We start from the raw sequence: 25,414 nt of genomic DNA, 5'->3' as shown, positions 1-25,414 counted from the left end.
GTGCGCATCGTCGCGGGCAGTCTGAAGGGGCGCAGCATCGTCACGCCGGAGGGGCAGGGCACGCGCCCGACGTCCGACCGAGCGCGTCAGGCGGTCTTCAACGTGTTGGAACACGCCGCCTGGGCGCAGCCGCTCGATGGCATGCGGGTGATGGATCTGTATGCCGGCTCCGGCGCCCTGGGGTTCGAGGCGATCAGCCGGGGCGCCGCCTTCGCCCTGTTCGTCGAGACCGATGAGGAGGCGCGCGGGGCCATTCGCGAGAACGCCGACGCCTATGGCGTCATGGGCCGCACGCGGGTGCATCGCCGCAGCGCCACCGACCTCGGCGGGCGGCCCGGCCCGGACGGCGAGGCCTTCGATCTGGCCTTCCTCGATCCGCCGTATCGCACGGGTTTAGGCGAGCAGACCCTGCAGCGCCTGCTGGAAGGCAATTGGCTGAAATCCGGCGCCGTCGTGGTCTTCGAACGCGGCTCCGACGAGCCCGAGACCGACACACCCGGCTATGAACGGCTGGACGCGCGCGACTACGGCGCAGCGCGCGTGCTGTTCCTCAGGGTCAGATGATCTAACGCCGCCCGAACAGCTTCTCGAGATCCGCCAGCTTGAGCTCGACATAGGTCGGGCGGCCGTGGTTGCACTGGCCGGAATGGGGGGTGACCTCCATCTCGCGCAGCAGGGCGTTCATTTCGGGCGCTGACAGGACGCGGCCGGCGCGGACGCTGCCATGGCAGGCCATGGTCCCGCAGACTTCGCCCAGCCGCTCGGACAGGGCCAGGGCCGCACCGTGTTCGGCCAGGTCGTCGGCGATGTCGCGGATCAGGCCCTGGACGTCGGTGTCCCCGAGCAGGGCCGGAGTCTCGCGGACCAGCAGGGCCCCGGCGCCGAACGGTTCGACGATCAGGCCCAGCTGCGCCAGTTCATCGGCGCGGGACGAGACGCGCTCGGCCTCGGCAGGGTCCAGTTCGACGACCTCGGGAGCCAGCAGGGCCTGACGCGTCACCGAACCCGCGGCCATCTGGACCTTCATCCGCTCATAGACGAGCCGTTCGTGGGCGGCGTGTTGGTCGACGACGACGAGGCCGTCGCGGGTCTGGGCGACGATATAGGTGCCGTGCAGCTGGGCGCGGGCGGCGCCGAGGGGGTAGTCGACGGGGTCCGGGGCGTGGGGTGTGGGGTGTGGGGTGTGGGGGGCGGGGAAGTCGGGTTCCACCCGCGCGCTTTGCTCCTTCAGGCCGGGGATGAGTTGGGCGACAGTGGCGGGAGCCGACCAGCCGGTCCAGCCGGACCAGCCCGGGGCGGCGCCGCCAGCCGCCCCCACACCCCACACCCCACCCCCCACGCCCTCGTGGGCGGTGAAGCCGGCCAGCGCATCCGCCGCCACCGTGGTCGAGGCGCGGTGGCCGGCGGCGGCGAGGGCGTGGCGCAGGGCGCCGACGATCAGGCCGCGCACAAGGGCGGGGTCGCGGAAGCGTACCTCAGCCTTGGCCGGGTGGACGTTCACATCGACGTAGAGCGGGTCGATCTCGAGGAACAGCACCGCCGCCGGATGCCGGTCACGGGCGAGGAAGTCGGCGTAGGCGCCGCGCAGCGCGCCTTGCAACAGCCGGTCCTTCACCGGGCGACCGTTGACGAACAGATACTGATGGCCGGCATTGCCCCGGCTGTAGGTCGGCAGGCCCGCGTAGCCGGTGAGGCGGACATTGTCCCGCGCCTGGTCGATCAGCAGGGCGTTGGCCTCGAAGTCGCGGCCGAGCATGGCGGCGAGCCGCTTCAGCCGGCCCTCGTCGCCGGGGTGTTCGGCGGGCAGCCGCAGGGTGGTCTTGCCGTCGAGGTCGAGGGTGAAGGCGACGCCTTCATGGGCCATGGCCTGACGTTTGATCTCTTCCGAAATGGCCATGGCCTCGGACCGTTCGGATTTCATGAACTTAAGCCGGGCGGGGGTGGCGTAGAACAGGTCACGCACCTCCACCCGCGCCCCGTGCGGGCCGGGGAAGCCGGCGGGGGCGACGGGGCGCTGGTCGCCGCCCTCCACCGTGATCGCGTGCGCGTCGCCGCCATCTTTCGGGCGACTGGTGATGGTCAGTCGCGCCACCGAACCGATCGAGGGCAGGGCCTCGCCGCGGAAGCCGAGGGTGTGGATGCGCAGCAGGTCGACGTCGCCGGCGTCATCGGGCTCCAGCTTTGACGTAGCATGGCGCTCGACCGCCAGGGCCAGCTGGTCCGCCGCCATGCCGTGCCCGTCGTCGGCGATCAGGATGCGCGTCAGCCCGCCGCCATCGGCCTGGACTTCAATCCGCGTGGCGCCGGCGTCGAGCGCATTCTCGACCAGCTCCTTGATGGCGCTGGCCGGGCGTTCGACCACCTCGCCGGCGGCGATGCGGTTGACGGTCTCGGGGGGGAGGCGGCGGATGAGCATGGGATTCGTGACTATGGCGCTTTCCGCGCCCGGCAAGAAGAGCGCGTGGCCTGGTTTGAGGCAGGGGCAGTCGCCTCGCGCCGGACGACGGGAGGGGATGGGAAGGGCCGGCGGAGCGCCGGGCGCGAAGCCCGTCGCCCTTTCTTGGGGGCCTACGCTCGCCGCGCGGCGGCTCGCTGCTTGAGGCCCGGAGGCGCTCTGCGATCCGCTGCGACGAAGGTTCGACCCCCTCCCGCTCATCCCGTTTCCGCCACGACAAGATCGCAAGGCCCTGCGCCCTTCCCTGCGACGGAACGGGGGGAGTCCAGGACGGGGCCTTCCTGTGGTGGGCTGGGGACGCTGTATTTTTGGGAAGCGAAGCAGAGTCAGCGGGTTGGCGGCGCGGGATATGCTGACAATCAGCGGATTGTGAGCAGTGCGGCACCGCCTAACTGCTATCGTCATTCCGGGCGAAGCGCAGCGAAGACCCGGAACCCAGCGGCGCGCGGAAGCGCGAACCTGTCGGGAGCGCGGTCCGGGAATGGTGGTCCGCCGCCATCGCCGGTGTTTGACGCTTCGCGCCGCGCTTCGGGTCGCCGCCGTCGCGGCGCCTCCCCCGGTCCGAGCTTCGCTCGGCCGAAGGATGACGAGGGGTTCCGGGTCTCCGAGCCGCTGCGCGTCTCTGCGCCCGGAATGACGATAGCCGGAGAGGAGCGGGCCGAGGACCCGCTTGGCTTGTCGAAAGCCGCCGCCTAGAAGGCGCGGATGATACAGACCGCAAAACTGATCGCCGGAAACTGGAAGATGAACGGCCTGGGCGCGAGCCTGGCCGAGGTGGCGGCGCTGCGCGCGGCGCTGGCGGAGGCGGCGCCGGCCTGCCGCGTGGCCCTGTGCCCGCCCGCGACCCTGATCGAGCGGATGGCGCGCGCAACCGGCGACGGCGTCGAGATCGGCGGACAGGACTGCCGGGCTGAGACCCACGGGGCCTTCACCGGCGATGTCTCGGCCGCGATGTTGAAGGACGCGGGCGCGACCCTGGTGATCCTGGGGCATTCCGAACGCCGTCAGGGGCATGGCGAGTCCGACGCGCTTGTGGCGTCCAAGGCCGAGGCGGCCCTCGCCCCGGGCCTGGCCCCGATCATCTGCGTCGGCGAGACCCTGGCGCAACGGGAGGCGGGCCGGGCGGTCGAGGTCGTGCGCGGACAGATCCTTGGGTCCCTGCCGTTGGCTCTGGCGGGCCGGGACTTCGCCGTGGCCTATGAACCGGTCTGGGCCATCGGCACGGGCCTGACGCCCACGCTGGACCAGATCGAGGACGTGCACCGGGCCGTTCGCGCGGCGATGATCGAGCGGCTGGGGCTGGGCGTCTCCGCCACGCCGATCCTGTACGGAGGCTCGGTCAAGCCGGACAACGCCCGCGAAATCCTGGCCGTGCCGGAGGTCGGCGGCGCCCTGGTTGGCGGCGCTTCGCTGAAGGCGGCGGATTTTTTGGGGATCATACGGGGGGCGTGAGCGCCTCCGTTTGCTCCTGCCCGCCATCAATGTTAGACGCCGCCGCTTGATCGGCGCGGCCTCGCGCCACACATATCGGCTGCCATGCTCCAGACCATTCTCCTCGTCGCCATGATCCTCATCTCGGTCGCGCTTGCCGGCGTGATCCTGATTCAGCGTTCGGAGGGGGGCGCCCTCGGGATGGGTGGTGGTCCGTCCGGCTTCATGACCGCGCGCGGCGCGGGCAATCTGTTGACCAAGACGACCTGGGTGCTGGCGACCCTGTTCTTCCTCTGCGCGGTAGGCCTGACCATTCTGGGCAATGTCGAGCGTTCCAACCGTTCGATCGTGGATGCGGATGCGATCGGCGAACTGATCGCGCCGGCGACGACGGACGCGGCTCCCGCCGTGGATCCCGCAGCTCCGGCAGCACCCGCCGCGCCCTCGCTGCAGAATCTGGAATCCAGCCTGTCGGGCGTTTCCGCCGCTCCGGCCCCAGGTTCGGCCCCCGCGCCGGCGCAACCGGCCCCCGCGAACCAGGAGTGAGCGGGGACCTTATCCCCGCCTTCCTCTCCCGCCCTCAATGTCTTCGCAGTACGCCGCTCGAATCAGCGGTAGAGTGACCTCCCATGGCCCGTTACGTGTTCATCACCGGCGGCGTGGTTTCCTCATTGGGAAAAGGCCTCGCCTCCGCCGCGCTCGGCGCATTGCTTCAGGCAAGGGGCTACAAGGTCCGCCTGCGTAAGCTGGATCCCTATCTGAACGTCGATCCGGGCACGATGAGCCCGTATCAGCACGGCGAGGTCTTCGTCACCGACGACGGCGCGGAGACCGATCTCGACCTCGGCCACTACGAGCGCTTCACCGGCGTCTCGGCGGCCCGGTCCGACAACATCACCACCGGCCGCATCTATTCGACGATCCTGGAGAAGGAGCGGCGCGGCGACTATCTCGGCGCGACGGTGCAGGTCATCCCGCACGTCACCGACCAGATCAAATCCTTCTGCCTGACCCCGGCCCTGACCGATGACGGCGAGGACGTGGACTTCGTGCTGGTCGAGATCGGCGGCACGGTCGGGGACATCGAAGGCCTGCCGTTCTTCGAAGCGATCCGCCAGTTGGGCCAGGATCTGCCGCGGGGTCAGTCCTGCTTCGTGCATCTGACCCTGCTACCCTTCATCAAGACCGCGGGCGAGATGAAGACCAAGCCGACGCAGCATTCGGTCAAGGAACTGCGCTCGATCGGGATCCAGCCCGACATCCTGCTGTGCCGCTGCGAATTCCCCATCCCGCCCGAGGAAAAGCGCAAGATCGGTCTGTTCTGCAATGTGCGCGCGACCGGCGTGATTCAGGCGATGGATTCAAACGACATCTACGCCGTGCCGCTGGACTATCACCGCGAGGGGCTGGACGCCGAGGTGCTGGCCCATTTCGGCATCACGGATGCGCCGGCGCCCGACCTGACGATGTGGCAGGAGATCGCCCGGCGCCGGTTGCACCCGGACGGCGAGGTCATCGTGGCGGTGGTCGGCAAATACACGGTGCTGAAAGACGCCTACAAATCCCTGATCGAGGCCCTGCACCACGGCGGTGTGGCCAATAACGTCAAGGTCAATATCGACTGGGTCGAGGCCGAGACCTTCGAGGGCGACCGCGAGGCCTGCGATGCACGGCTGCAGGCGGCTCACGCCATCCTCGTACCAGGCGGCTTCGGCGAGCGGGGCTCGGAGGGAAAGATCGAGGCGGCCCGCTTCGCCCGCGAGCGCAAGATTCCCTATTTCGGCATCTGTTTCGGCATGCAGATGGCGGTGATCGAGGCGGCGCGGAACCTGGCCGGCTATCCGAAGGCGTCATCGACGGAATTCGGCCCGACGGCCGAGCCTGTCGTCGGCCTGATGACGGAATGGACCCAGGGCAACCAGCGGGTGCTGCGCCAGCAAGGCGGCGACATGGGCGGCACCATGCGACTGGGGGCCTATGACTCGACGCTCAAGCCTGGGTCGAAAATTGCGCAGATGTACGGATCGACCACGATCAGCGAGCGCCACCGCCACCGCTATGAGGTCAACATCAACTACCGCGACGCCATCGAACAGAAGGGCGGTTTGATCTTCGCCGGCCTGTCGCCGGACGGCGTCCTGCCCGAGACGGTCGAGCGCGAGGACCATCCGTGGTTCGTCGGCGTACAGTATCACCCGGAACTGAAGAGCCGCCCGTTCGCGCCGCACCCGTTGTTCGCGGGCTTCATCGAGGCGGCGGTGGTGCAGAGCCGGTTGGTCTGATCCCAGGGCATGGAAGGCGACGGGTCAACCCGCGCCTGGTCTAGTGGTTCGCGGTCGAAGCGCTGTCGGATGAGGCGTTGCTGTTGGGCGGCGGGGCGAGGCCTTCGAAGGGTTTGCGGAACCGACAGCGGACGCAGACCTGGGTTCCAGGCTGGCTGCGACTGTCGACGTACATGTGCCCTTTCAGAAGACATTTCATTGACTTGAGCATGTTCATTCCGTGCGATGGCAAGGAAACTCAGACTATAGCGAACAATGTTACATTATTTGTTGCAGCGCGAGAATGAAGCGCGAGTGGGAAACTCTGATGAGGCGTTGACCCTCGAAGGAGAGGCCGCTTCTGGCCATGGGGGAGTCGGCTGACAGTCCGTCGGGATTGATGCTAACGTCGTTCGGTCGGGCCTCCGCAAGCGGGCCCACGGGGGAGGCGGGGACGTTTTGAGCACGACGACGATCAGCGTGGGTCGTTTCCGCCCGGTTGCGGTCCGGGCGAGCGTGGCCATGTTCCTGATGCTCTGCTTCGGGATCGGCGCCGTCCTGCCTTCCACGGCCTCCGCCACCCAGATGTCGTCGCCCGGCGTCCATGAGGGCGTGGCGTCCTGCGCCGGATCGACCTGCCATGGCCGTCAGGCGCCGACCGGAGCGGTCGTGCGCCAGAACGAACTGGTCAGCTGGCAGGATCCGACCGGCCCCGGCGGATCGCACAGCCGGGCCTGGCGCACCCTGACCTATGCGCGCGCCCAGGCGATCACGCGTCGGCTGGGTCTGGGCCCGGCCCAGAACGCCCCGGCTTGTCTGGGCTGCCATGCCGAGCCCGCCGCGGCGCGGGGCGCCCGGTTCCAGGTCTCCGACGGCGTTGGCTGCGAGAGCTGTCACGGCCCCTCGGGCGGCTGGGTGGCCAGCCACTACACCGTCGGCGTCAGCCACGCCTCCAATGTGGCGCGGGGCATGACCCCGCTCGAAGACCCGGTCGTGCGAGCCAATGTCTGTCTCGACTGCCATTGGGGCAGCGACAAGCCCAACCAGTTCGTGACCCACGAGATGATGAGCGCCGGCCATCCGCGCCTGTCGTTCGAGCTGGAGCTGTTCACCGCCTTCCAGCAGCACCACGACGTCGACGCCGACTATGTGCAGCGCAAGGCGACGATGGAGTCCGCCCGGCTGTGGGCCATTGGTCAGGCCGTGGCCCTGCAGCGCATCCTGACCGTCTATGGCGAGCGGGCCGGGACCGGCGTCTTCCCCGAGTTCTACTTCTTCGACTGCCACAGCTGCCACCGGCCGATCTCGGATGAGCCGAATGCGCCCCTGCTGGTCGAGGCCAATCCGGGACGGCCGATCCCGGCGGGTACGCCGCCCTTCAACGACGAGAACATGATCATGCTGGCCGCCGCAGCGCGAACCGCCCCCGCATCGCTGGCGCAGCGCTTCCAGACCGATTCCCGCGCCTTCCATCAGGCCCTGGGCTCGGACCGCGCCGGAGCGGTGGAGGCCGCCCGCCGTCTGGCGGGCACGGCGGGCCAACTGTCGGCGAGTTTCGCCTCCAGCCCGTTCAGTCGCGCCGACACCTTCGCCATCCTGGAGGATGTGCTGGGGGAGGCGCTGGCTCCACGATATACCGACTATTCCGGCGGGGCGCAGGCGGTCATGGCCGTCGATACCCTGCTCAACGCGCTCGTCGCCCAAGGGCAGATCGAGGCAGGGGCGGTGCGGGCGATGCGGCCCGACATCGATCGCGCCTATGCCGCCGTGCGCGACCCCAACCGCTACCGGCCGCAGGAATTCCGCCGCGCCATGGACGGTGTCGCAACCGCCGTGAGGCGCGCCCGATGAGCGCTCGGGCGAAGGGTCTGGTTCTGGGGGCGGTGGCCGGTCTGGTGCTGGCGGGCTGCGGCGGAGGCGGCTCGTCCAGTAGCAGTGGCGGCGGTGGCGGCGGCGGCGGGAGCGGCGGCGCCCTCTATGCCGTTCCGGCGGCCGAGGCCCTGTCTGTGGCCGATGTTGAAGGGGTGCTGGCCCGCGCCGTGGCCGAGGCCCACGCGCGCTCGCGTCCCGCTGTGATCGCGGTGACCGACCGGGTCGGCAATGTGCTGGGGGTCTATTCCATGACCGGGGCGCCGGCGACGGTCACCCTGCGTCCGGGCGCGACGGCCAATGTCGACCTGCAGGGCGTGGTCGCCCCGGCCGCGGCGGGGGCGATCGCCAAGGCCCTGACGGGGGCCTATCTCTCATCCGGCGGCAACGCCTTTTCCAGCCGCACGGCCAGTATGATCGTGCAGCAGCATTTTCCCCCGGCCCCCTCGACCGTGGGCCTGGAGAGCGGGCCGCTGTTCGGGGTCCAGTTCAGCCAGCTGCCCTGTTCGGACATTTCCCGCCGGTTCGTCGCCAGCGGCGGACCGTCGGCCCTGATCGGACCCAAGCGCTCGCCTCTGGGCCTCGCGGCCGATCCCGGCGGTTTTCCGCTCTACAAGAACGGCGTGCTGGTGGGTGGCGTCGGCGTGATCGCTGAGAGTGATTACGGTTTTGATATCAACGTTCTGGATGTTGATGTTGATATAGAAGAACACATCGCTTTCGCCGCTGGAACGGGATTGGCTCCCGCCGTGGACATCGTCGCCGACCGCGTCGCGGTGGATGGAACCACGCTGCGCTACAGCGACGCCGCCGCCGCCACGCTGATGAGCGCCCCGGCCTCGGCCCCGGGGTTCGGAACCCTGCCGGCAGGAACGGGCGTGTTCACCGCGGTTCCGGGCTATTACGCCGGATCGGGCATTCTCGCGGGTCAGGCCTATGGGACTGAAGCCTCGGGCGTACGCAAGGCGACGACGGGGGAGTTCAACAATGCCGACGCCTTCATCCTGACGGACGGATCGGGCGGTCCCCGCTATCCGGTGCAAGCCGGCACCGATGCGGGTTCGGTCGGCGCGTCGCTGACAGCCGCCGAGACCCGCGCCATACTCGAAGAGGCCTTCACCATCATGAGCCGGGCGCGGGCGCAGATCCGCCGCCCGCTGGACAGCCGCGCCCAGGTCTCGATCGCGGTGGTCGATACCCATGGCGTGACCCTCGGCCTCGTCCGCTCGCCCGACGCCCCGCTGTTCGGCATCGATGTAGCGGTGCAGAAGGCGCGAACCGCCAGCTTCCTGTCGAACGCCGCCGCCGCGGCCGACCTGTCCGGCGATCCCTCGGCGGACGTCAGGGCCTTCGTCGGCCAGACGCGGACCTTCCTGTCCATGCCGACAGCCCTGACGGGGCAGACGGCGTTCAGCGTGCGCGGCATCGGCAATCTGGCGCGTCCCTATTTCCCCGACGGCGAGGTCGGACCGACCAGCGGTCCCCTGTCACGACCGATTGCGATGTGGAGCCCCTTCTCGACGGGCCTGCAGACGGCGCTGATCCTGACCAACCTCGGCCAGCATGTCGGCTTCGTCAGCGGACTGGGACCGGACACGGTGGCGCGCTGCACCGCCCTGCCTGACGCCGCGCCGGGGCGGAACCGGCTGCAGAATGGCCTTCAGATCTTCCCGGGCGGAGTGCCGATCTATCGCGGTACGCAGCTGATCGGGGCGATCGGGGTGTCGGGCGACGGCATCGACCAGGACGACATGATCTCGTTCCTGGGTCTCCAGAACGCGGCCATACGGGTCGGCGGCATCGGCCAGGCCCCGGCCGCCATCCGGTCGGACCAGATCGTCGTCACCCATCCGGGTGGGTCGACCCGCCTGCGCTATGTCAGCTGCCCGTTCGCGCCCTTCCTCGATTCGTCGCAACAGAATGTGTGCAGTGCGCCGTGATGAAGGTGGCATGGCCCGCCCTGATCGTTGTGAGTCTGGGGTGCCTCTCGGCCTCTGAAGCCGACGCGCAAGGCCTGCCGCTGGTCATCCAGCCTGCTGTGCCGCAGCCGTCCCGGGAATCTGCGCCGCCGCAGCAGGTCGACCCGGACGCGCCCATCCGCCGCCGTCCGGGCCGGGTCGAAACCTTTCCTGACGCCGTCATTCAGACCAATCCCGGCGCCGTCCGCGCGCCGCCGCCTGAGGCCTTTCCGACGGATCACCTTCCGCTGCCCGATCGCTGGCGGTTGATCGAGGCTGTCGGCGTCAACGAGCGCTGGTTCGACCCCTATAACCAGAACACCCTCAAGGGCGACCGGCCGCTGCCGGGCCATGAGAACCTGTTTGTCGTGGTCGCGGGCGTGTCTGACACGGTGATCGAGCCGCGGTCCTTGCCGCTGCCCGTCGGGGTTCAGACGACGCAGGACCCGAACAGTCTGGACGTCTTTGGCCGCTCGGACAGTTTGATCCTGTCGCAGACCTTCGTGGCGTCGGTGTCGCTGATCGAGGGAACGACGGCGTTCAAGCCGCCGGACTTCGAGCTCCGCCTGACCCTGGCCTTCAACTACAGCGATGTCAGCGTGCCGGAACGGCGCATCCTGTCGGTGAAGCCCTCGCGCGGACTGGACCGGCAGGACTCCTTCCTGGGCGTGCAGGAAGCCTTCATCGACTACCATTTGCGCAATGTCTCGAAGCGCTACGACTTCGACTCCATCCGGGTCGGGATCCAGCCCTTCACTTCGGACTTCCGGGGCTTCCTGTTCCAGGACAGCCAGCTGGGCGTGCGACTGTTCGGGAACCGTGACAACAACCGCTACCAGTACAATCTGGGCCTCTTCCTGCGACTGGAGAAGGACACCAATTCGGGTCTGAACGACATCACCCAGTCGATCCGCGACGACCAGATATTCGTGGCCAACCTGTATCGTCAGGATCTGCCGGTCCCGGGCCTGACCTCGCAATGGACGGTGATCTACAACCGCAACCGCGAGCGGGACGACATCCATATCGACGACAACGGCTTCCCCGCCCGGCCGGCGCTGCTCGGCGACCTGCGGGGCAGGGACTATGACGTCGTCTATCTGGGCTACAACGCCGACGGCCGGATTGGACGGATCAATCTGACGGCTTCGGCCTATGCCGCGCTGGGCGAGGACCGGAACAGCATGTTCACCGGCCAGCCGGCGGACATCCGCGCCTGGTTCCTGGCTGTCGAGCCTTCGATCGATTTCGACTGGATGCGGTTCCGCGCCTCTGGCCTCTACGCCTCAGGCGATACGGACCCGTATGATGATGTCGAGGAAGGGTTCGACGCCATCTTCGAGAACCCGCAGTTCGCCGGGGCCGACACCAGCTACTGGATCCGCCAGTCCATTCCCTTCGCCGGCGGCGGCCGGGCCATCGGCGTCAACGGCCGCAACGGCGTGCTGAATTCGCTGCGCTCGTCCAAGGAGGAGGGGCAGTCCAATTTCAACAACCCCGGCACCATGCTGCTCGGGTTCGGGACCGATCTGGACCTGACGCCCCAGCTGCGGGTGAGCGCCAACGTCAACCATCTGTGGTTTGCGGACACGGCGGTGGTTCAGGCCCTTCGGCAGGAGGGGTCGATTCCGAAGGAACTGGGCCTTGACGTGTCGGTCTCGGCCATCTGGCGGCCGATGATGACGCAGAACGTGGTCTTGCGGGCCTCGGCGGCGGTGTTCGAGCCCGGCGACGGTTTCGGCGACCTGTTTCAGGCGACGAATCGGGACGATCGCTTCTATTCCGTTCTATTGAACGCTGTTCTTACTTTCTGAGGGGCGAATGAGGACCTGGGGGGGCAAACGACTGGCGATCGGGGTGCTGTCCGCGCTCATGATCGTCATCGCCTGGTCCCCGGCCGTGGTGATCGCCGAAGACGACGAGGCTCCGGTTGCGCGCGTCTACGTCACGGCCCCGCCGGCGCCGCTCAGCCAGACCCCTGAACAGGCGGCCGCCAAGAGCGTCGGCTGCGTCAGCTGCCACAGTCCGGTGGACGCCGCCAGCATGCATGCGTCTCCGGCCGTGGTGCTGGGTTGCGTCGACTGCCACGGCGGCGACGCCTCGGCCGTGGCCCCGGCTGGTGCGGGCAAAGGGTCTTCAGAATACAGCGCTGTACGCGACAAGGCTCACGTCCTGCCTCGTTATCCGGGCAGCTGGCATTTCCCCAGTTCGGCCAATCCGGAGCGGACCTACACCCTGCTGAACCGCGAGGCTCCGCAGTTCATTCGTTTCGTGAATCCCGGGGATTATCGCGTCGCGCGTCAGTCGTGTGGCGCCTGTCATATGGAACTGATTGAAAAGGCAGAGCGCTCCCTGATGGCCACGGGCGCCATGTTCTTCGGCGGCGCCTCGTACAACAACGGCATCCTGCCCTACAAGAACTACATCATCGGCGAGGCCTATACGCCCGAGGGCGAGGCGGCGCGGCTGCTGTCGCCGGGCAATCCGCCCGGAACGGTGACCCTGGATGAGCAGCGGCGGGGCGCCCTGCCGGTCCTCTATCCGATCCCGACGTGGCAGGTGACGCCGCCGGGCGACATCTTCCGGGTGTTCGAGCGCGGCGGGCGCAACATCGCGACCCAGTTCCCGGAAATCGGCCTGCCCAGCCCGACCGGCCAGATCCAGCGGCTGGAAGAGCCCGGCCGTCCGGACTTCCGCCAATCGTCGCGCGGACCGGGCACGGGCCTGCGCATCGCCGTGCCGGTGCTGAATATCCACAAGACCCGCCTGAACGACCCCTACACCTGGTTCATGGGCACCAACGACCAGCCGGGTGACTACCGCTCCTCGGGCTGCACCTCCTGCCACGTCGTCTACGCCAACGACCGTGAGCCGCGGCACAGCCTGGGCTATTCGCAGTTCGGACGCGACGGCCAGACGGCGACGGTGGACCCGACGATCAACCGCGAGGAATCGGGCCATCCGATCCGCCACGCCTTCACCCGCGCCATCCCGACGTCCCAGTGCATGAACTGCCACATGCACCAGCCGAACATGTTCCTGAACAGCTACCTCGGCTACACCATGTGGGACTATGAGGCCGACGCCCCGACCATGTGGCCCGAGCGGCAGCGCTATCCGACCGCCGAGGAGATCCGCGAGGTTCTGGACCGCAACCCCGAGGGCGCCGCGCCGCGCGGCAACTGGGCCGACCTCGACTTCCTGCGCGCGGTCAACGACCTGAACCCGACCCTGCGCGACACCCAGTTCGCCGACTATCACGGCCACGGCTGGAATTTCCGCGGCGTGTTCAAGCGCGACCGCGAGGGCAATCTGCTGGACGCCGAGGGGGCCGTCGTCTCGCCCGATGATCCCGAGCGCTGGCGCCGGGAAGGGGAGGGCCAGTTCGTGCCGCCGGGGACCAATCCGGGCCGCACGGTCCATATGATGGACATCCACGCCGAGAAGGGCCTGCAATGCGCCGACTGCCACTTCTCGCAGGACAGTCACGGCTCGGGCCTGATCATGGGCGAGGTGGCCGCAGCGGTTGAGATCGGCTGCAAGGACTGCCACGGCTCGTCGCGCGCCTGGCCGACCCTACGCACCTCAGGCCCCGCGGCGCCGCCCGAGGGCACGGATCTGACCCTGCTGCGGAATTCCGACGGCCAGCGGCGCTTCGAATGGATCGAACGCGATGATCGCCGGGTGCTGATCCAGCGCTCGATCGTCGATCCGAGCCTGGAATGGGAGGTCGCCCTGGTCCGTGACTCGGTCGACCGGTCGAGCCCCCGCTTCAACCCGGCGGCGGCGCGGGCCAAGCTGATGTCTGTGTCGCGGCCCGGACAGGCCAGCTTCTCGTGGGGCCCCGGCGTCGCGACCACGGATCTCGCCCACGATGACGAGGAAATGGCCTGTTACAGCTGCCACACATCCTGGACGCCGTCCTGCGGCGGCTGCCACCTGCCGGTCGAGGCCAACTGGCAAGCGGAGAGCCATCGCGCCGAGGGCGGGACGACCCGCAACTACGCCACCTACAATCCGCAGGTCGCGCGCGATGACATGTTCCAGCTGGGGCGGCACCAGACCACCCGCGGCGGGGTGATCGCCCCGGCCCGGTCGTCCTCAGCCCTGATCCTGTCCTCGACCAATATCAACCGCGAACGGATCTATGTGCAGCAGCCGCCGATCTCGGCGGTCGGCTTCTCCAGCCAGGCCTTCGCACCGCATTTTCCGCACACGGTGCGCCGGACCGAAACCAAGACCTGCAGCGACTGCCACGTCTCGGAGGCCGAGGACAACAACGCCATCATGGCCCAGTTGCTGATGCTGGGGACCAATTCGGTCAACTTCGTCGGCATGCATGCCTGGGTCGGGTTGCAGACCGGCATCGAGGCGGTGCGGGTGACCGAGTGGGACGAGCCCCAGGCGGTGTTCGGCTCCTACCTGCAGCGCTACGCCTATCCGGATTTCTTCGCCCAGCATGTCGAGCGGAATGGCCGCGAGCTGATCAACTGGACCCGCGGGGAGGCCTTCGATCTGGAGGCCGGCGGCAGTGGCGACACGCGCCCGGTCGAGGAGATCACCAACACACTCCAGGGCACGGGCGGCGAGGCGCGCTGCCTGCAGCTGCGCGGGGAATATATGTTTGTGGCCGAGGGCCGGGGCGGCTTCCGCGTCTATGACGTGGCCTCGATCGGCAACAAGGGTGTCTCGGACCGCATCGTGACCGCGCCCTTCTCGCCGCTGGGCAACGACACCCATGTCGCGTCGGGCAACGCCACCTGCATGGCCCTGCCGACCAATCAGCCGATCGCGCCGACGCGCAACACCGTCGAGATGCGGACCGCCAACCAGGAACAGGCCTTCCACCCGATATACAGCTACGCCGTCGTCACCGACGCGCGCGAGGGGCTGATCCTGGTCAATGTCGACACCCTCGCCGACGGCGATCCGCGCAACAACAACCTGCGCCGCGCGGCGACCTGGAACCCCGGCGGGGTGCTGGACGGCGCCCGGCACGTGACCCTCGCCGGCCACATCGCCTATATCGCCGCGCGCGCCGGTCTGGTGGTGGTCGATCTCGATGACCCGCTGCGCCCGCGCCATGTCACCACGGTCCGGCTGGACGACGTCCGGGCCTCGGCGCTACAGTTCCGCTATCTGTTCGTCACCGATGCCCAGGGGCTGCGGGTGCTGGACGTGACGAAGCTGGATGACCCCCGCGCCATCGAGGGCGCCGTGGTGCCGCTTGGGGATGCCCGTCGCCTCTATGTCGCGCGGACCTATGCCTATGTCGCCGCCAAGGGCGAAGGGCTGGTCATCATCGATGTGATGAACCCGCGCCGTCCGCGTCTGCACCAGCGGGTGACGCTGGACGGGCGGCTCAACGACGCCGAGGACGTGGTCGTGGCCTCCACCAACGCCTCCCTGTTCGCCTATGTCGCCGACGGGCGGAACGGACTGAAGGTGCTGCAACTGACCAGCCCGGACAGCCAGCGGAATTTCTACGGCTTTTCGCCCGAGCCGCGCCCTGAACTGATCGCCTGGGCGGGGACGCCTTCGCCGGCCCTCGCCCTGTCCAAGGGTCTGGACCGCGACCGGGCGGTGGACGAGACGGGCTCACAGATCGCCGTGTTCGGCCGGCTGGGCTCGCGGCCGTTCAACAGGCGCGAGATGGAGCGACTGTTTCTCGACTATCGCGGCGAGGTGTACCGGGTCAGCGACCGGCCTTCGCTGGACGGCTGGCTGGCGGCGCAATAGCCGTCCTCGTCAGTGCGGCCCGGCGGTTCCGGCGCGTTCGTGGGCCAGATGCCGCATGAAACCCTGCATCTTGTGGGTATAGCGGGCGAGGATCTTGTGGCGCTCGACGGCGGTGAAGTGGCTGACCAGACGCCGGCCGTTCCAGCGGTGCAGGCCGAACGACGGCGGGGCCTCGACGATCATCGGCCGCTTGTCCGGGCGGTCCAGATTCATCGGCTTGAGGTCCAGCACCACCTGCGGCGCGGTGGAGGGGCAGACCGTCAGGGTCGTGCCGGCCCATGAGGTGACGATGGTGCGGTGGACGTGGCCGCACAGGGCGCCGACGACCTGGCCGTGGCGGGATACGACGGCGGTGAGCCGCTCGACCCAAGGCTCGGCGGGGCCGATGGTCATCCATTCAATGCCGGTGTCAATCGGCGGGTGGTGCAGCACCAGTAGTGTCGGCCGGTGCGGCGCCTCGGCCAGACGGGCCTCCAGCCAGGCCGCCCGCTTCTCGCAGAAACCGCCGCCGTGACGGCCTTCCTCAAGGGTGTCCAGCACCACGATCCGCAGCGGATGGTCGTCGACCACATACTGGACGAAACCGTCCTCTTGCGGGGTGTCGGGGAAGACCTGAGTGAAGCCGGCTCTCAGGTCATGGTTTCCAAGGCACATCAGGATCGGCAGGGAAAGCTGCTGAATTTCCTGACGAAACCACTCATAGGAAACGACATCGCCCTTGTCGGCGATATCGCCCGAGACCACCACAAGATCGGGTTTGGGATCGACCTTCATCACCGCCTCGAGCGTCCGGCGGAAGCGCTTCTTGTTGAGCTCGAAACGGCTTTTCTGATCGAAGCCGATATGGATGTCGGTGATCTGAACGATCAACATGACGCTGTTCCCCCGCTCAAAGTCATGTCGCCCCTATTTCTCAAGCGCCTGGCTGATGCCGTCCCAGTCCTCGGGCGGCGGGCTCTGGCGGAAGTCCGAAACTCGCTTGGCGTAGATGCCCGCCACGCCTTCCAGACCCGGCAGCGTACCCACTCCCCGCAGTGTCTCCAGCGCAGCCTCGGCTGCGGCCCAGTTACGGGACCGGTAAGCCTCAAGCGCAGCGGCCATTCGGGCCCCTGTTTCAACGAAGGCTGCGTCCGACGACATCTCCGGCGGTCCCATCAGGGCGAAGATGCGCTCGGGCGCGTCGCGGCCGACGACGCGGATGATGTCCAGTTCGATCAGGGCGAAGCCGGGCAGGCGGGCGGCGAGATCCTCGCCGACCAGAATGGACACCGCATAGGCCTTGGTCAGGCTCTCCAGCCGCGACGCCAGGTTCACGGTGTCGCCGATCAGCGAATAGCTGAGGCGCTGGCGCGAGCCCATGTTGCCGACGCAGCACGGGCCGGTGTTGAGGCCGATGCCGATCGCCACCTGACCCGGCCAGGCAGGATCGCGGTCGTTGTCCGCGTTCAGGCGTTTTAGCGTCTCGAGCATCTCCAGCGCTGCCCAGGCCGCGTTCTGCTCGTGATCGGGATCGTCCAGCGGCGCGTTCCAGAACGCCAGGACGGCGTCGCCGATGTATTTGTCGATGGTCGCCTTGCGGGCCAGAAGCACGTCGGTCATCGGCGTCAGCAGGTTGATCAGAAAGCTGATCAGTTCCTGGGGCCCGAAGCGTTCCGAGATGCGAGAGAAGCCCCGTACGTCGCTGAACAGCACCGTCATCTGGCGGACTTCGCCGCCCAGCTCCAGCTGGCCGGGGTCGCGAGCGATCCGGTCGACCAGTTCGGGGGACAGATAACGGTCGAAGGCGTTGTGGATGTGACTTCGCGCCCGCTCCTCCCGATAGAAGGAGACGGCGGTGATGGCGATATAGACCGAGACGACGCCCAGCGCCGGGAAGATGGGTTCCAGCAGCAGGCCGCTGTTCCTGAAGGCGAACCAGGATCCCGCCAACACCCCGCCGAGCGCGAGCATGGCCAGCACGCCGCCGCGCAAGGCCCCCAATGCCGGCGCGGAAAGCGCGATCAACAGACAGAGCACCACCATCAGCGCGCGCTCCACGCCCACCGCCCAGTCGGGCCGGGTGAGGAAACGTCCGAGGATCATCTGCTCGGCGGCCTGGGCGTGGATGACGACACCCAACTCGACCGCGTTGGTTGGGGTGCTGCGGAGGTCCCGAAGACCTTGCGCGCCCGTGCCGATGAAGACGATCTGGCCCTGGAACAACCGTCGCATTTCCGCGTCCGAGAGGTCGCCCTGAAGGATGCGCCAGGCGGGCACGATGCGTTCGGGGTGCGGCGCGGTGTAGTACATCGACAGTTCGCCGATCCCGGTGGTCGGGATCTGGAGGTCTCCGGTCTTGACCGCGACGACCTCCGTCAGCCCCCGTCCGCCACTTTCGCCGCTACCGTCCGTGCTGCGGACCAGAATCGCGCCCGCGCCCTGAGCAACCCTGAGCGCTTCCAGCGAGAGCGACGGAACGATCTGGCCGTCGAGATTTGCGATGAGGGGCACGGCGCGGATGATGTCGTCCCGGCCGGCGTCCAGGCTGAGAAAGCCGGCGCCCGAAGCGCGATCTCCGATCATCGGCAGGTTGACGATCGCCCCATTGTATTCACGCAGAACGTCCAGCGGCGGCGTTCCCGAAACGGCGACGCCGGCGTGCTCTTTCGGGCGTGCGTTGTTGGCCTCCCCCGTCAGGAAATAGCCGGTGACGGTAGGCCCACGCTCCATGGCCTGGCCCAGTAGTTCGTCATGGTCGGTCAAGGCTGCAATTTCGGAATAGTCGCCGCGCGCCTCCGGATTCTGCCGCAGTATCTCAACGGCGCGGGCCGGCGAAGTCCGGTCCGGCTCCGAGAAAACGATGTCGAAGGCGATGGCCGCTGCGCCGGCGTTCGTGAGCGCGTCCGTCAGGCGGACGGCGTCCGTGCGCGGCCACGGCCATTGGCCAAGTCTCCGGATGCTCTCGTCATCGATATCGACGACCCGGACCCCGGCGTCCTCATAGGGGCGCGGATGGGCCCGTTGGTAGGTGTCGAACACCAGATCGCTGATGCTTCCCACGAACGGCGGCTGGAATATGTGCAGGATCAGCAGGAGCAAGGCCATGGTCAGGCCCGGCCCGGCCTTCGCGATATATCGCGTAAGCGAAAGGCTGGAGCGCGCCAGGCGCGACCCCATGTCCTTCAGCCGCTCGGTTTCAGGCTCCGCCCCCATGCGTCCGCCTCACTCGAAAAAGCACTCGTCGATTAGGCTATGCGCTCCTCGCGGAACGATGTTAGCCTGTTCGCTCCGCTGTTCGGGGATAGACTATCCCGGACAATCTGCAAGCGGTGGGGGGATTACATGAAGCGTCCAGGGTACCGTTCCGCCTCGATTTTTCGGGCCGGCTTGTTCATTTCCGCTGTGGTGGGGCTTTCCGCCGTTACGGTTGAGGGCGTCGCGGCCCAGGACTTTGACGCCGTGCTCGCGGCGCCGGACGATCCGGACCTCAACCTCGATTTCGCGCGACGCGCGGCCGACGCCGGCGATCTCAACGGGGCGGCCGGCGCGTTGGAGCGAGTACTGATCGCAGACCCGAACCGCCATGGCGCCCGGCTGATGTACGCCCTCATCCTGTACCGGCTGGACGACTTGCAGGGCGCCCGCGACCAGCTGGACCTGCTCGATCCCGTGACCCTTACCTCTCTGCAACGCGCCGAGGCGACCCGCTACCGGGCAAGGATCGAACGCGCCCGTTCGTCGACGCGTTTCAGCGGCAGTCTGTCGACCGCCCTGACCTATGAGGAAGACGCCGCCGGCGCGCTGACGACGCAGTTCGACACGATCCCGACGCCCCCGGCCACTGAAGAGGGCGGCGCCGCGGTGATCGCGGGACGCCTGAACGTCGCCCAGGATTTGGGAAACGCGTCGGGTTACGCTCTGTACGGCTCGGTGGGAGGCTCCGACAGATCGACCTTTGACGACATCGACGGCGACGTTCGCCGCGGCGATGTCGAAGCGGGCCTGTCCTACACCGGCCGTCTGAACTCCTGGGCTGTCAGCGCTGTGGCGCGGGCCCTGGACCTGATGGATGAGCCCAATCTGCGGGAAGCCGGCATCAAGGCCCAAGCCCGGTGGCGCGCCAGCAACGCCACGATGGTGTCCCTCTCGGGAGAGGCCGTGAACCAGGCGTTCGACGAACCCGCCGTGGACGCCGTGGCCGCGATCATCGGCGGCGACCGTGATGGCTGGCGTTATGACATCAACCTCGGCGTCAGCCACCGGCTGACCGCCCGCAGCAGCGTCGGGGCCTCGGTCGGCTGGGTGGACAAACAGGCTGACTACGAACCCTTCGGCTACTCCGGGCCAAGCCTCCAGGCGCGCTACGACACGGCCACCCGTCGCGGCCACTATCTGGCGATTTCCGGCGGTATGCAGTGGCTCGAATATGACGCGCCCGATCCGGTCTTCATCGGGTTCGGCGCGCCGGCGCGCGAGGACGTCCGCAGTTGGGCGCGCGTGGCGGTCGGAGCCCCGATCAGCGCCTTCACAGCGGCCGGCGCGACCGGCGACTGGCGACAGGACGTGGGTATCGAGGGCGCGCTGACCTATGGCGCCCGCGATTCCCTGGCCCCGCTGGGGGACTATGACAGCTGGGGCGCGGAACTGCGCCTCACGTGGCGCTTCGGCGCGGCCAACTAGGAGAGATGGTTATGAACCAGGTTCGAACCCTCGTCGCCGCCGCCGCCATGGCCTGCGCCGTGTTGGCCGCCCCTACGGTCGAGGCCCAGGAGGCTGTGGGCGTCAACGCCGCCATCCGAAACAGTATCCGGACCCAACCCGCTGGAGAGAGCGCGCTCAGGCCCGCCGCGCTCAGAGGGCAGGTCCGCACCGGCGACGTCTTCGTCAGCGGCGCGCAGAGCCAGTTGCAGATCCTGCTTCGGGATCAGTCGATCTTCACGGTCGGATCAAATGCGCGGGTGACCATAGACCGCTTCGTGATCGACACCGACCGCAACGCCGCCGGCGCGTCGGCCGCGGTTGCGCGCGGGGCGTTTCGCTTCGTCTCGGGCCGGGGCGGTGCCCGCCCGGGCGCCGTGCGGACCCCGGTTGCCTCCATCGGCGTGCGCGGCACCGTGCTAGAGGCGGTGGTCGGCCCCGACGCCCTGTTCGTGCTGGAAGGTCATCCCGGCCTGCCCCCGTTCGCCGGCTCGCCGGATGAAGCGACGCTTATCGTCCTGCGCGGTCCCGGTCCGCGGGGCTCGGGTTTCGATACGCCCGGCGCGATTGACGTGACCAGCGGCGGCTCCACCTTTATCGTCGAGCGCCCGGGGCAGGCGATGTTCGCCTGGGCGGGCGGCGCCTTCGGGCCGTTCGAGCTGTCGGACCAGGCCTCGGCCCGGCTGAGCTCCCTGCTGAGGGCGGCGCCGTCGTCCAATACGGATTCGGGTCCGGGTGACGTCCTGTCGGCGAGCATCGACTCGGGCGACGCGGCCTTCTTCGGCGCCAGAGGTCCCGGCGGTCCTGACACGATCGAGCCGACCGTCAAATGCCTTCCCGCCGGAGGGCAGAACGGCCCGCCCAGCAACAGTCCTCCCGCGGGGGGCTGCGACGCGCGTCCTTTCGACCCCGCTCCCTGACCCCATGGAAGGAAGCAGCCATGGCCGTTTCGGACCACGTCGATCTGCCCCGGTTCATTGAGGGCGTCAAAAGGCGGAATCCCGGCCAGGACGAGTTCGTCCAGGCCGTTCAGGAAGTAGCCGAAGACATCTTCGACTTCATCCAGGACAAGGAAGAGTACCACCACTATCAGATCCTGCGTCGCATCGCCGAGCCGGACCGGGTGATCAGCTTCCGGGTCTGCTGGGAGGACGACAAGGGCAATATCCGCGTCCAGCGCGGCTGGCGGGTGCAGAACAACAACTCGATCGGCCCCTACAAGGGGGGTATCCGCTTCCACCCGAGCGTGACCGAGAGCGTGCTCAAATTCCTGGCCTTTGAGCAGACCTTCAAGAACAGTCTGACGGGCCTGCCTATGGGTGGCGGCAAGGGTGGCTCGAACTTTAATCCCAAGGGCAAGTCGGATCACGAGGTGATGCGGTTCTGCCAGTCCTTCATGACCGAGCTTTACCGCCACGTCGGCGCTGATATTGACGTTCCGGCAGGCGACATTGGCGTGGGCGGCCGGGAGATCGGCTATATGTTCGGCCAGTACAAGCGGATCACCAACCAGTTCACCGGCGTGCTGACCGGCAAGGGTCTGTCCTACGGCGGCAGCCTGATCCGCACCGAGGCGACAGGCTACGGGGCCGTGTATTTCCTGAAGGAGATGCTCGGCCACATCGGCCAGGAGGTGGCGGGCAAGACCGCTGTAATTTCCGGGTCCGGCAATGTCGCCACCCATGCGGCGGAGAAGATCGTCCAGCTGGGCGGCAAGGTTTTGACCCTGTCGGATTCACAGGGCTTCATTCACGATCCCGACGGCATCGACCAGACCAGGATCGACTGGGTCAAGGCGCACAAGACCAAACGGCGCGGACGCATCGCGGACTATGTCACCGAGTTCCGCAGCGCCACCTATCACGAAGGCCAGCGGCCGTGGGCCGTGCCCTGTGACGTCGTCCTGCCCTGCGCGACCCAGAATGAACTGAACGGCGCGGACGCCCGGACCCTGGTGGCCAACGGCTGTACGGCAGTGTCCGAGGGGGCCAATATGCCGACTGATCTGGAAGGCGTGCACGTCTTCAAGGCCGCCGGCATCCTGTATGCGCCGGGCAAGGCCGCCAATGCGGGCGGTGTCGCTGTCTCGGGCCTGGAGATGAGCCAGAATTCCGGGCGCATCGCCTGGAAGGAGGCCGAACTGCAGCAGCACCTTATCGACATCATGCGTGGCATCCACCAGCGCTGCGTCGAACACGGCGGCGTCGCGGGCACGCAGCGGATCGACTATGTGCGCGGCGCCAATATCGCGGGCTTCAAGAAGGTCGCCGAGGCGATGCTGGCCTACGGCGTGGTCTGAACTGACGCTGCCGGACGAGGCGGGGCGCCAAAGTTCGGCCGCGGCGGCCGGGGCGCGGGATGCGACGGCGCATGGAAGCTGTGGCAGGTCTCGCAGTCAGCCGGAGCCGGCGTCGGCGAACGGGCCGTGGTCTGGCCGTGGCACTCCACGCATTCGCTGACCGACGGGAGCAGCAGATCAGTCGCAGAGCCTGACGTCGCGGCGGCATGGCACTGGGCGCAGGCGGGCTGGCCCAGCCGGTCGATGCGATGTTCGCGGACGCTGTGATCGAACGCCCCGCGGCTGAGAAAGTCGCCGGGCAACCGAACCGGCGTGAACCGGATCGTCGGCGTCCGAAATATGGTGTGGCAGTCGAAACAGGCCCCGCGGGGACCGAAGGCGCCGCTGACGGTGGTCACCGCGCTGGCGCCGGCTGGCGAGCCGCCCACGCCCAGGCCGCCTTCGCCGATCTGGCCCGGCCGACGCCGCGAGGTACCGCCGCCGGCGACCGGCCCGCGGCCCTGCCAGGCCATCAGGGCGGCGACTACCTGACCCGGTTCGCCGTGCGGCAGCTGGCGAACCCCGCCCGGCGTGGCGAAGGCCAGGGAGTGACAGCTGGCGCAGTCCCGCTCCATCTGGACGGGAGCAAAGCCCTTTTGATCGGCGTCGGGGCGATGACAGTTGGCGCAGGTCAGGGCCGCGCCATAGCCGCGTCCGCCCAGCGTCTGGGCCATCCGCGAGGGTCCGCCTGAGGGCGACAGGTGCAGATCGTGCGGGAAGGTCAGGCCAGACGCCTCGCGCGGGCGGGTATTCAATGACACCCGGGTTGGACCGGCCGGACCGGGCAGGGCGGGGCGGAAATTCGGATGGCGAGCCCAGGACGGCGCATCCGCCAGGTCCGTGTCCTTCAGCCGGTGCGTCAGCCCCGTGTGGCACTGGATGCAGGTCCGGGTCGCGGTCAGGGTAGGGATTGGCTCGGGCGGTCGGAGCGAGGCCGGATTGCCGACGTGCTCGACGTGACAGCTGGCGCAGCGTTGCTCGGGCATGTTGAAAGTGCGCCGGAACCAGGCCGTGGCCTGTCCGGTGAACCCGGCCGGGGTCGGGGCGCCCCACAGAATGCGGCGGCGGGGCGCGTGGTCCCTGACGAAGGACAGTTCATCGGGCGAGCCCGCGCGTCGTGCTGATATCGCGGCGGCGGCCTTGGCGGCGGGGGTCTGGTCGCCGGCGTGGCAGGTCTTGCACGACGCGTCGGTTACCGCGACGAACGCCTCCTGGTGACAGGACTGGCAGTCATCCTCGAGGAAGGCGTGGGCGGTGGACAGTGGGCCGGTCGACCACTGCTGGTCAGGATCGATCCGCGCCTTGAGGTGGCCGTAGAAGGCGGCCAACGGCCACAGCAGACAGAGGGCGACGATCCCCAGACCCAGGGTCCAGGCGATGCGCCGGCGACCGAAGACACGGGCCTTGGGGATGACGCCGCCGGCTGGAACCCCCGATGACGATTCTCCTTCGGCCGGCTCGGCGGCGGCGAGGTTGATCAGAATCCGACCGCCGTCGCCATGCGACAGGGTCAGGATGTGATCGCCGAAGGTCAGGCGCGGCGCGCGGCCGACGTCGATATCAGCCTGGGTGACGAACCGGCCATCGACGCCGAACGGCTCTCGCCCTGCCGAGGCCACGCTCACCCGCCCGGGTCCGGTCGCTGTCAAGGTGGCGTGGTGCAGGCTGACCGCCAGGTCGGGCAGGCGGATTTCACAGTCCGCGCCGCGACCGATCCGCGCCGTATCGGTCGGCAGGACTTTTTCCCGGACGATCTCGGCTCCGCTGATGCGGCGTGTGACCTGGCGAAGGACAAGGGTCATCGGGCCATCACCAGTAGATGAAGACGCTGAAGACGTGGGCGGTGATCGCGGCGATGAGCGCGATGGTGGCCGGGACGTGCACGGCCAGCCAGACGCTCAGCCAGGCGCGGATCTGCAGGTGGCGGCGCACCTGGGACAGGGCGGCGGCCTTGCGCTGCAGCAGTTCCTCCATCCGATCCAGCATCTGCAGCTCCCCGTCGGTCGCCTGTCGCCGCAGGCCAGGCAGGCGCGACAGGGCCCGCCGATTGCCGCAGCCGCCGCTCCCGCCCGAAATCCGCCGCCAGAGGCCGCCGCCGACCCGGCTGTCGTCCAGTGACATCTGCACGACCCGCGCCTGGACCTCGGACAGCGGCTGGGCGGCCTCGTTGATCTGGCGGTCCAGCGCCTTGAGCGTTTCCAGCATCTGCTTCTGGGTCGTCTCGCCGCGATTGCGACTGAGGTAGCGCGGGAGCAGGGCGTAGACGGTGATGCCGAACAGGCCGGACACGACGACCAGCACCATCAGCCCATAGGCCAGGGTGTGGATGTTCCAGCCGAACTGGAATCCGGAATGCAGGGTGGCGACGACCAGTACGGCCAGCCCCAGATAGACATGGGCCGAGACCCAGGCCTTCAGGGACCAATTTCCCGAGGTGATCGCGCGCTTTCGCAGGCCCAGCAGGGTCAGCCACAGCACCAGCAGCGCCGCGATTGTGCCCGCCACATAGCCATAGACGCTGCCGCCGTTCGGCCGGGGCTCGGCGTCCATCAGCAGATAGCCGATGATCGCGATCACGCAGAGGGCGCCGGCCCGCCAGACCCAGCGGAAATTTCCGTGCCGAAGGAAGCCCTCGTGCTGGACTGCGTTGGAGCGTTCGCCTGTTTTCGTCGTTTTCGCCAAGGGT

General features: G+C 68.1%; 16 protein-coding genes. 11 read left to right on the top strand and 5 right to left on the bottom strand.

What is annotated here, in order from left to right; genetic code table 11:
- Nucleotides 1–564: a 16S rRNA (guanine(966)-N(2))-methyltransferase RsmD gene (rsmD, locus tag Q8K49_RS08225; protein ID WP_305305263.1), complete on the top strand. Its 564-nt coding sequence runs from the start codon at nt 1–3 to the stop codon at nt 562–564.
- Between the two features lies 1 nt (nt 565).
- Here rsmD and mutL read toward each other — a convergent pair whose 3' ends face one another.
- The gene (gene mutL, locus Q8K49_RS08220; RefSeq protein ID WP_305305262.1) at nt 566–2,416 is read right to left on the bottom strand and encodes a DNA mismatch repair endonuclease MutL; all 1,851 of its coding nucleotides are present in this window, start codon (nt 2,414–2,416) and stop codon (nt 566–568) included.
- Between the two features lie 744 nt (nt 2,417–3,160).
- On the opposite strand from mutL, the gene tpiA reads away from it, so the two are divergent.
- The 7 genes from tpiA (at nt 3,161) to Q8K49_RS08185 (ending at nt 15,713) form a co-directional block, all read left to right on the top strand.
- Nucleotides 3,161–3,907, top strand: a complete 747-nt coding sequence (gene tpiA, locus Q8K49_RS08215) for a triose-phosphate isomerase (RefSeq protein ID WP_305305261.1) — start codon at nt 3,161–3,163, stop codon at nt 3,905–3,907.
- An 84-nt stretch (nt 3,908–3,991) separates the two neighbouring features.
- Entirely contained in the window at nt 3,992–4,432 is a 441-nt protein-coding gene (gene secG / locus Q8K49_RS08210) for a preprotein translocase subunit SecG (protein ID WP_305305260.1), read from the top strand.
- Nucleotides 4,433–4,515: 83 nt separating this feature from the next.
- Nucleotides 4,516–6,168 (top strand): CTP synthase, encoded by a 1,653-nt coding sequence (locus Q8K49_RS08205; RefSeq protein ID WP_305305259.1) that lies wholly within the window; start codon nt 4,516–4,518, stop codon nt 6,166–6,168.
- A gap of 501 nt (nt 6,169–6,669) precedes the next feature.
- Nucleotides 6,670–7,998, top strand: coding sequence for a multiheme c-type cytochrome (locus Q8K49_RS08200; protein WP_305305258.1), 1,329 nt, complete (start codon nt 6,670–6,672; stop codon nt 7,996–7,998).
- Complete coding sequence (locus Q8K49_RS08195; protein ID WP_305305257.1) at nt 7,995–9,956, top strand: heme-binding protein; 1,962 nt, start codon at nt 7,995–7,997, stop codon at nt 9,954–9,956. The genes Q8K49_RS08200 and Q8K49_RS08195 overlap by 4 nt, the downstream gene beginning before the upstream one ends.
- Nucleotides 9,953–11,788, top strand: coding sequence for a hypothetical protein (locus tag Q8K49_RS08190; protein ID WP_305305256.1), 1,836 nt, complete (start codon nt 9,953–9,955; stop codon nt 11,786–11,788). The genes Q8K49_RS08195 and Q8K49_RS08190 overlap by 4 nt, the downstream gene beginning before the upstream one ends.
- A gap of 7 nt (nt 11,789–11,795) precedes the next feature.
- Nucleotides 11,796–15,713 carry a hypothetical protein gene (locus Q8K49_RS08185; RefSeq protein WP_305305255.1) on the top strand — a complete coding sequence of 1,306 codons (3,918 nt, stop codon included), beginning with the start codon at nt 11,796–11,798 and terminating at the stop codon, nt 15,711–15,713.
- A 9-nt stretch (nt 15,714–15,722) separates the two neighbouring features.
- Here Q8K49_RS08185 and Q8K49_RS08180 read toward each other — a convergent pair whose 3' ends face one another.
- Both Q8K49_RS08180 and Q8K49_RS08175 read right to left on the bottom strand, forming a co-directional pair.
- Nucleotides 15,723–16,586 carry a phosphodiesterase gene (locus tag Q8K49_RS08180; protein WP_305305254.1) on the bottom strand — a complete coding sequence of 288 codons (864 nt, stop codon included), beginning with the start codon at nt 16,584–16,586 and terminating at the stop codon, nt 15,723–15,725.
- A gap of 33 nt (nt 16,587–16,619) precedes the next feature.
- Nucleotides 16,620–18,905 (bottom strand): CHASE2 domain-containing protein, encoded by a 2,286-nt coding sequence (locus tag Q8K49_RS08175; protein ID WP_305305253.1) that lies wholly within the window; start codon nt 18,903–18,905, stop codon nt 16,620–16,622.
- Between the two features lie 174 nt (nt 18,906–19,079).
- Here Q8K49_RS08175 and Q8K49_RS08170 point away from each other — a divergent pair, with 174 nt between their 5' ends.
- Genes Q8K49_RS08170 through gdhA form a run of 3 tightly spaced genes read left to right on the top strand, consistent with a single transcriptional unit; the run spans nt 19,080 to nt 22,689 of the window.
- Complete coding sequence (locus Q8K49_RS08170) at nt 19,080–20,372, top strand: tetratricopeptide repeat protein (RefSeq protein ID WP_305305252.1); 1,293 nt, start codon at nt 19,080–19,082, stop codon at nt 20,370–20,372.
- Nucleotides 20,373–20,383: 11 nt separating this feature from the next.
- The gene (locus Q8K49_RS08165; protein ID WP_305305251.1) at nt 20,384–21,310 is read left to right on the top strand and encodes a FecR domain-containing protein; all 927 of its coding nucleotides are present in this window, start codon (nt 20,384–20,386) and stop codon (nt 21,308–21,310) included.
- Nucleotides 21,311–21,330: 20 nt separating this feature from the next.
- Complete coding sequence (gdhA, locus tag Q8K49_RS08160) at nt 21,331–22,689, top strand: NADP-specific glutamate dehydrogenase (RefSeq protein WP_305305250.1); 1,359 nt, start codon at nt 21,331–21,333, stop codon at nt 22,687–22,689.
- Here gdhA and Q8K49_RS08155 read toward each other — a convergent pair.
- Both Q8K49_RS08155 and Q8K49_RS08150 read right to left on the bottom strand, forming a co-directional pair.
- On the bottom strand, nt 22,674–24,530 hold the full coding sequence (locus tag Q8K49_RS08155; protein WP_305305249.1) for an FHA domain-containing protein: 1,857 nt from the start codon (nt 24,528–24,530) through the stop codon (nt 22,674–22,676). The two genes, gdhA and Q8K49_RS08155, sit on opposite strands and share 16 nt — an antisense overlap.
- Nucleotides 24,531–24,537: 7 nt before the next feature.
- Entirely contained in the window at nt 24,538–25,410 is an 873-nt protein-coding gene (locus Q8K49_RS08150) for a hypothetical protein (protein ID WP_305305248.1), read from the bottom strand.
- Nucleotides 25,411–25,414 lie beyond the last annotated feature (4 nt).

Origin of the sequence: Brevundimonas sp., from assembly GCF_030682035.1 — a bacterium.
Taxonomy (GTDB): Bacteria; Pseudomonadota; Alphaproteobacteria; order Caulobacterales; family Caulobacteraceae; genus Brevundimonas.
This window is presented reverse-complemented; position numbering and strand designations above follow the sequence as displayed.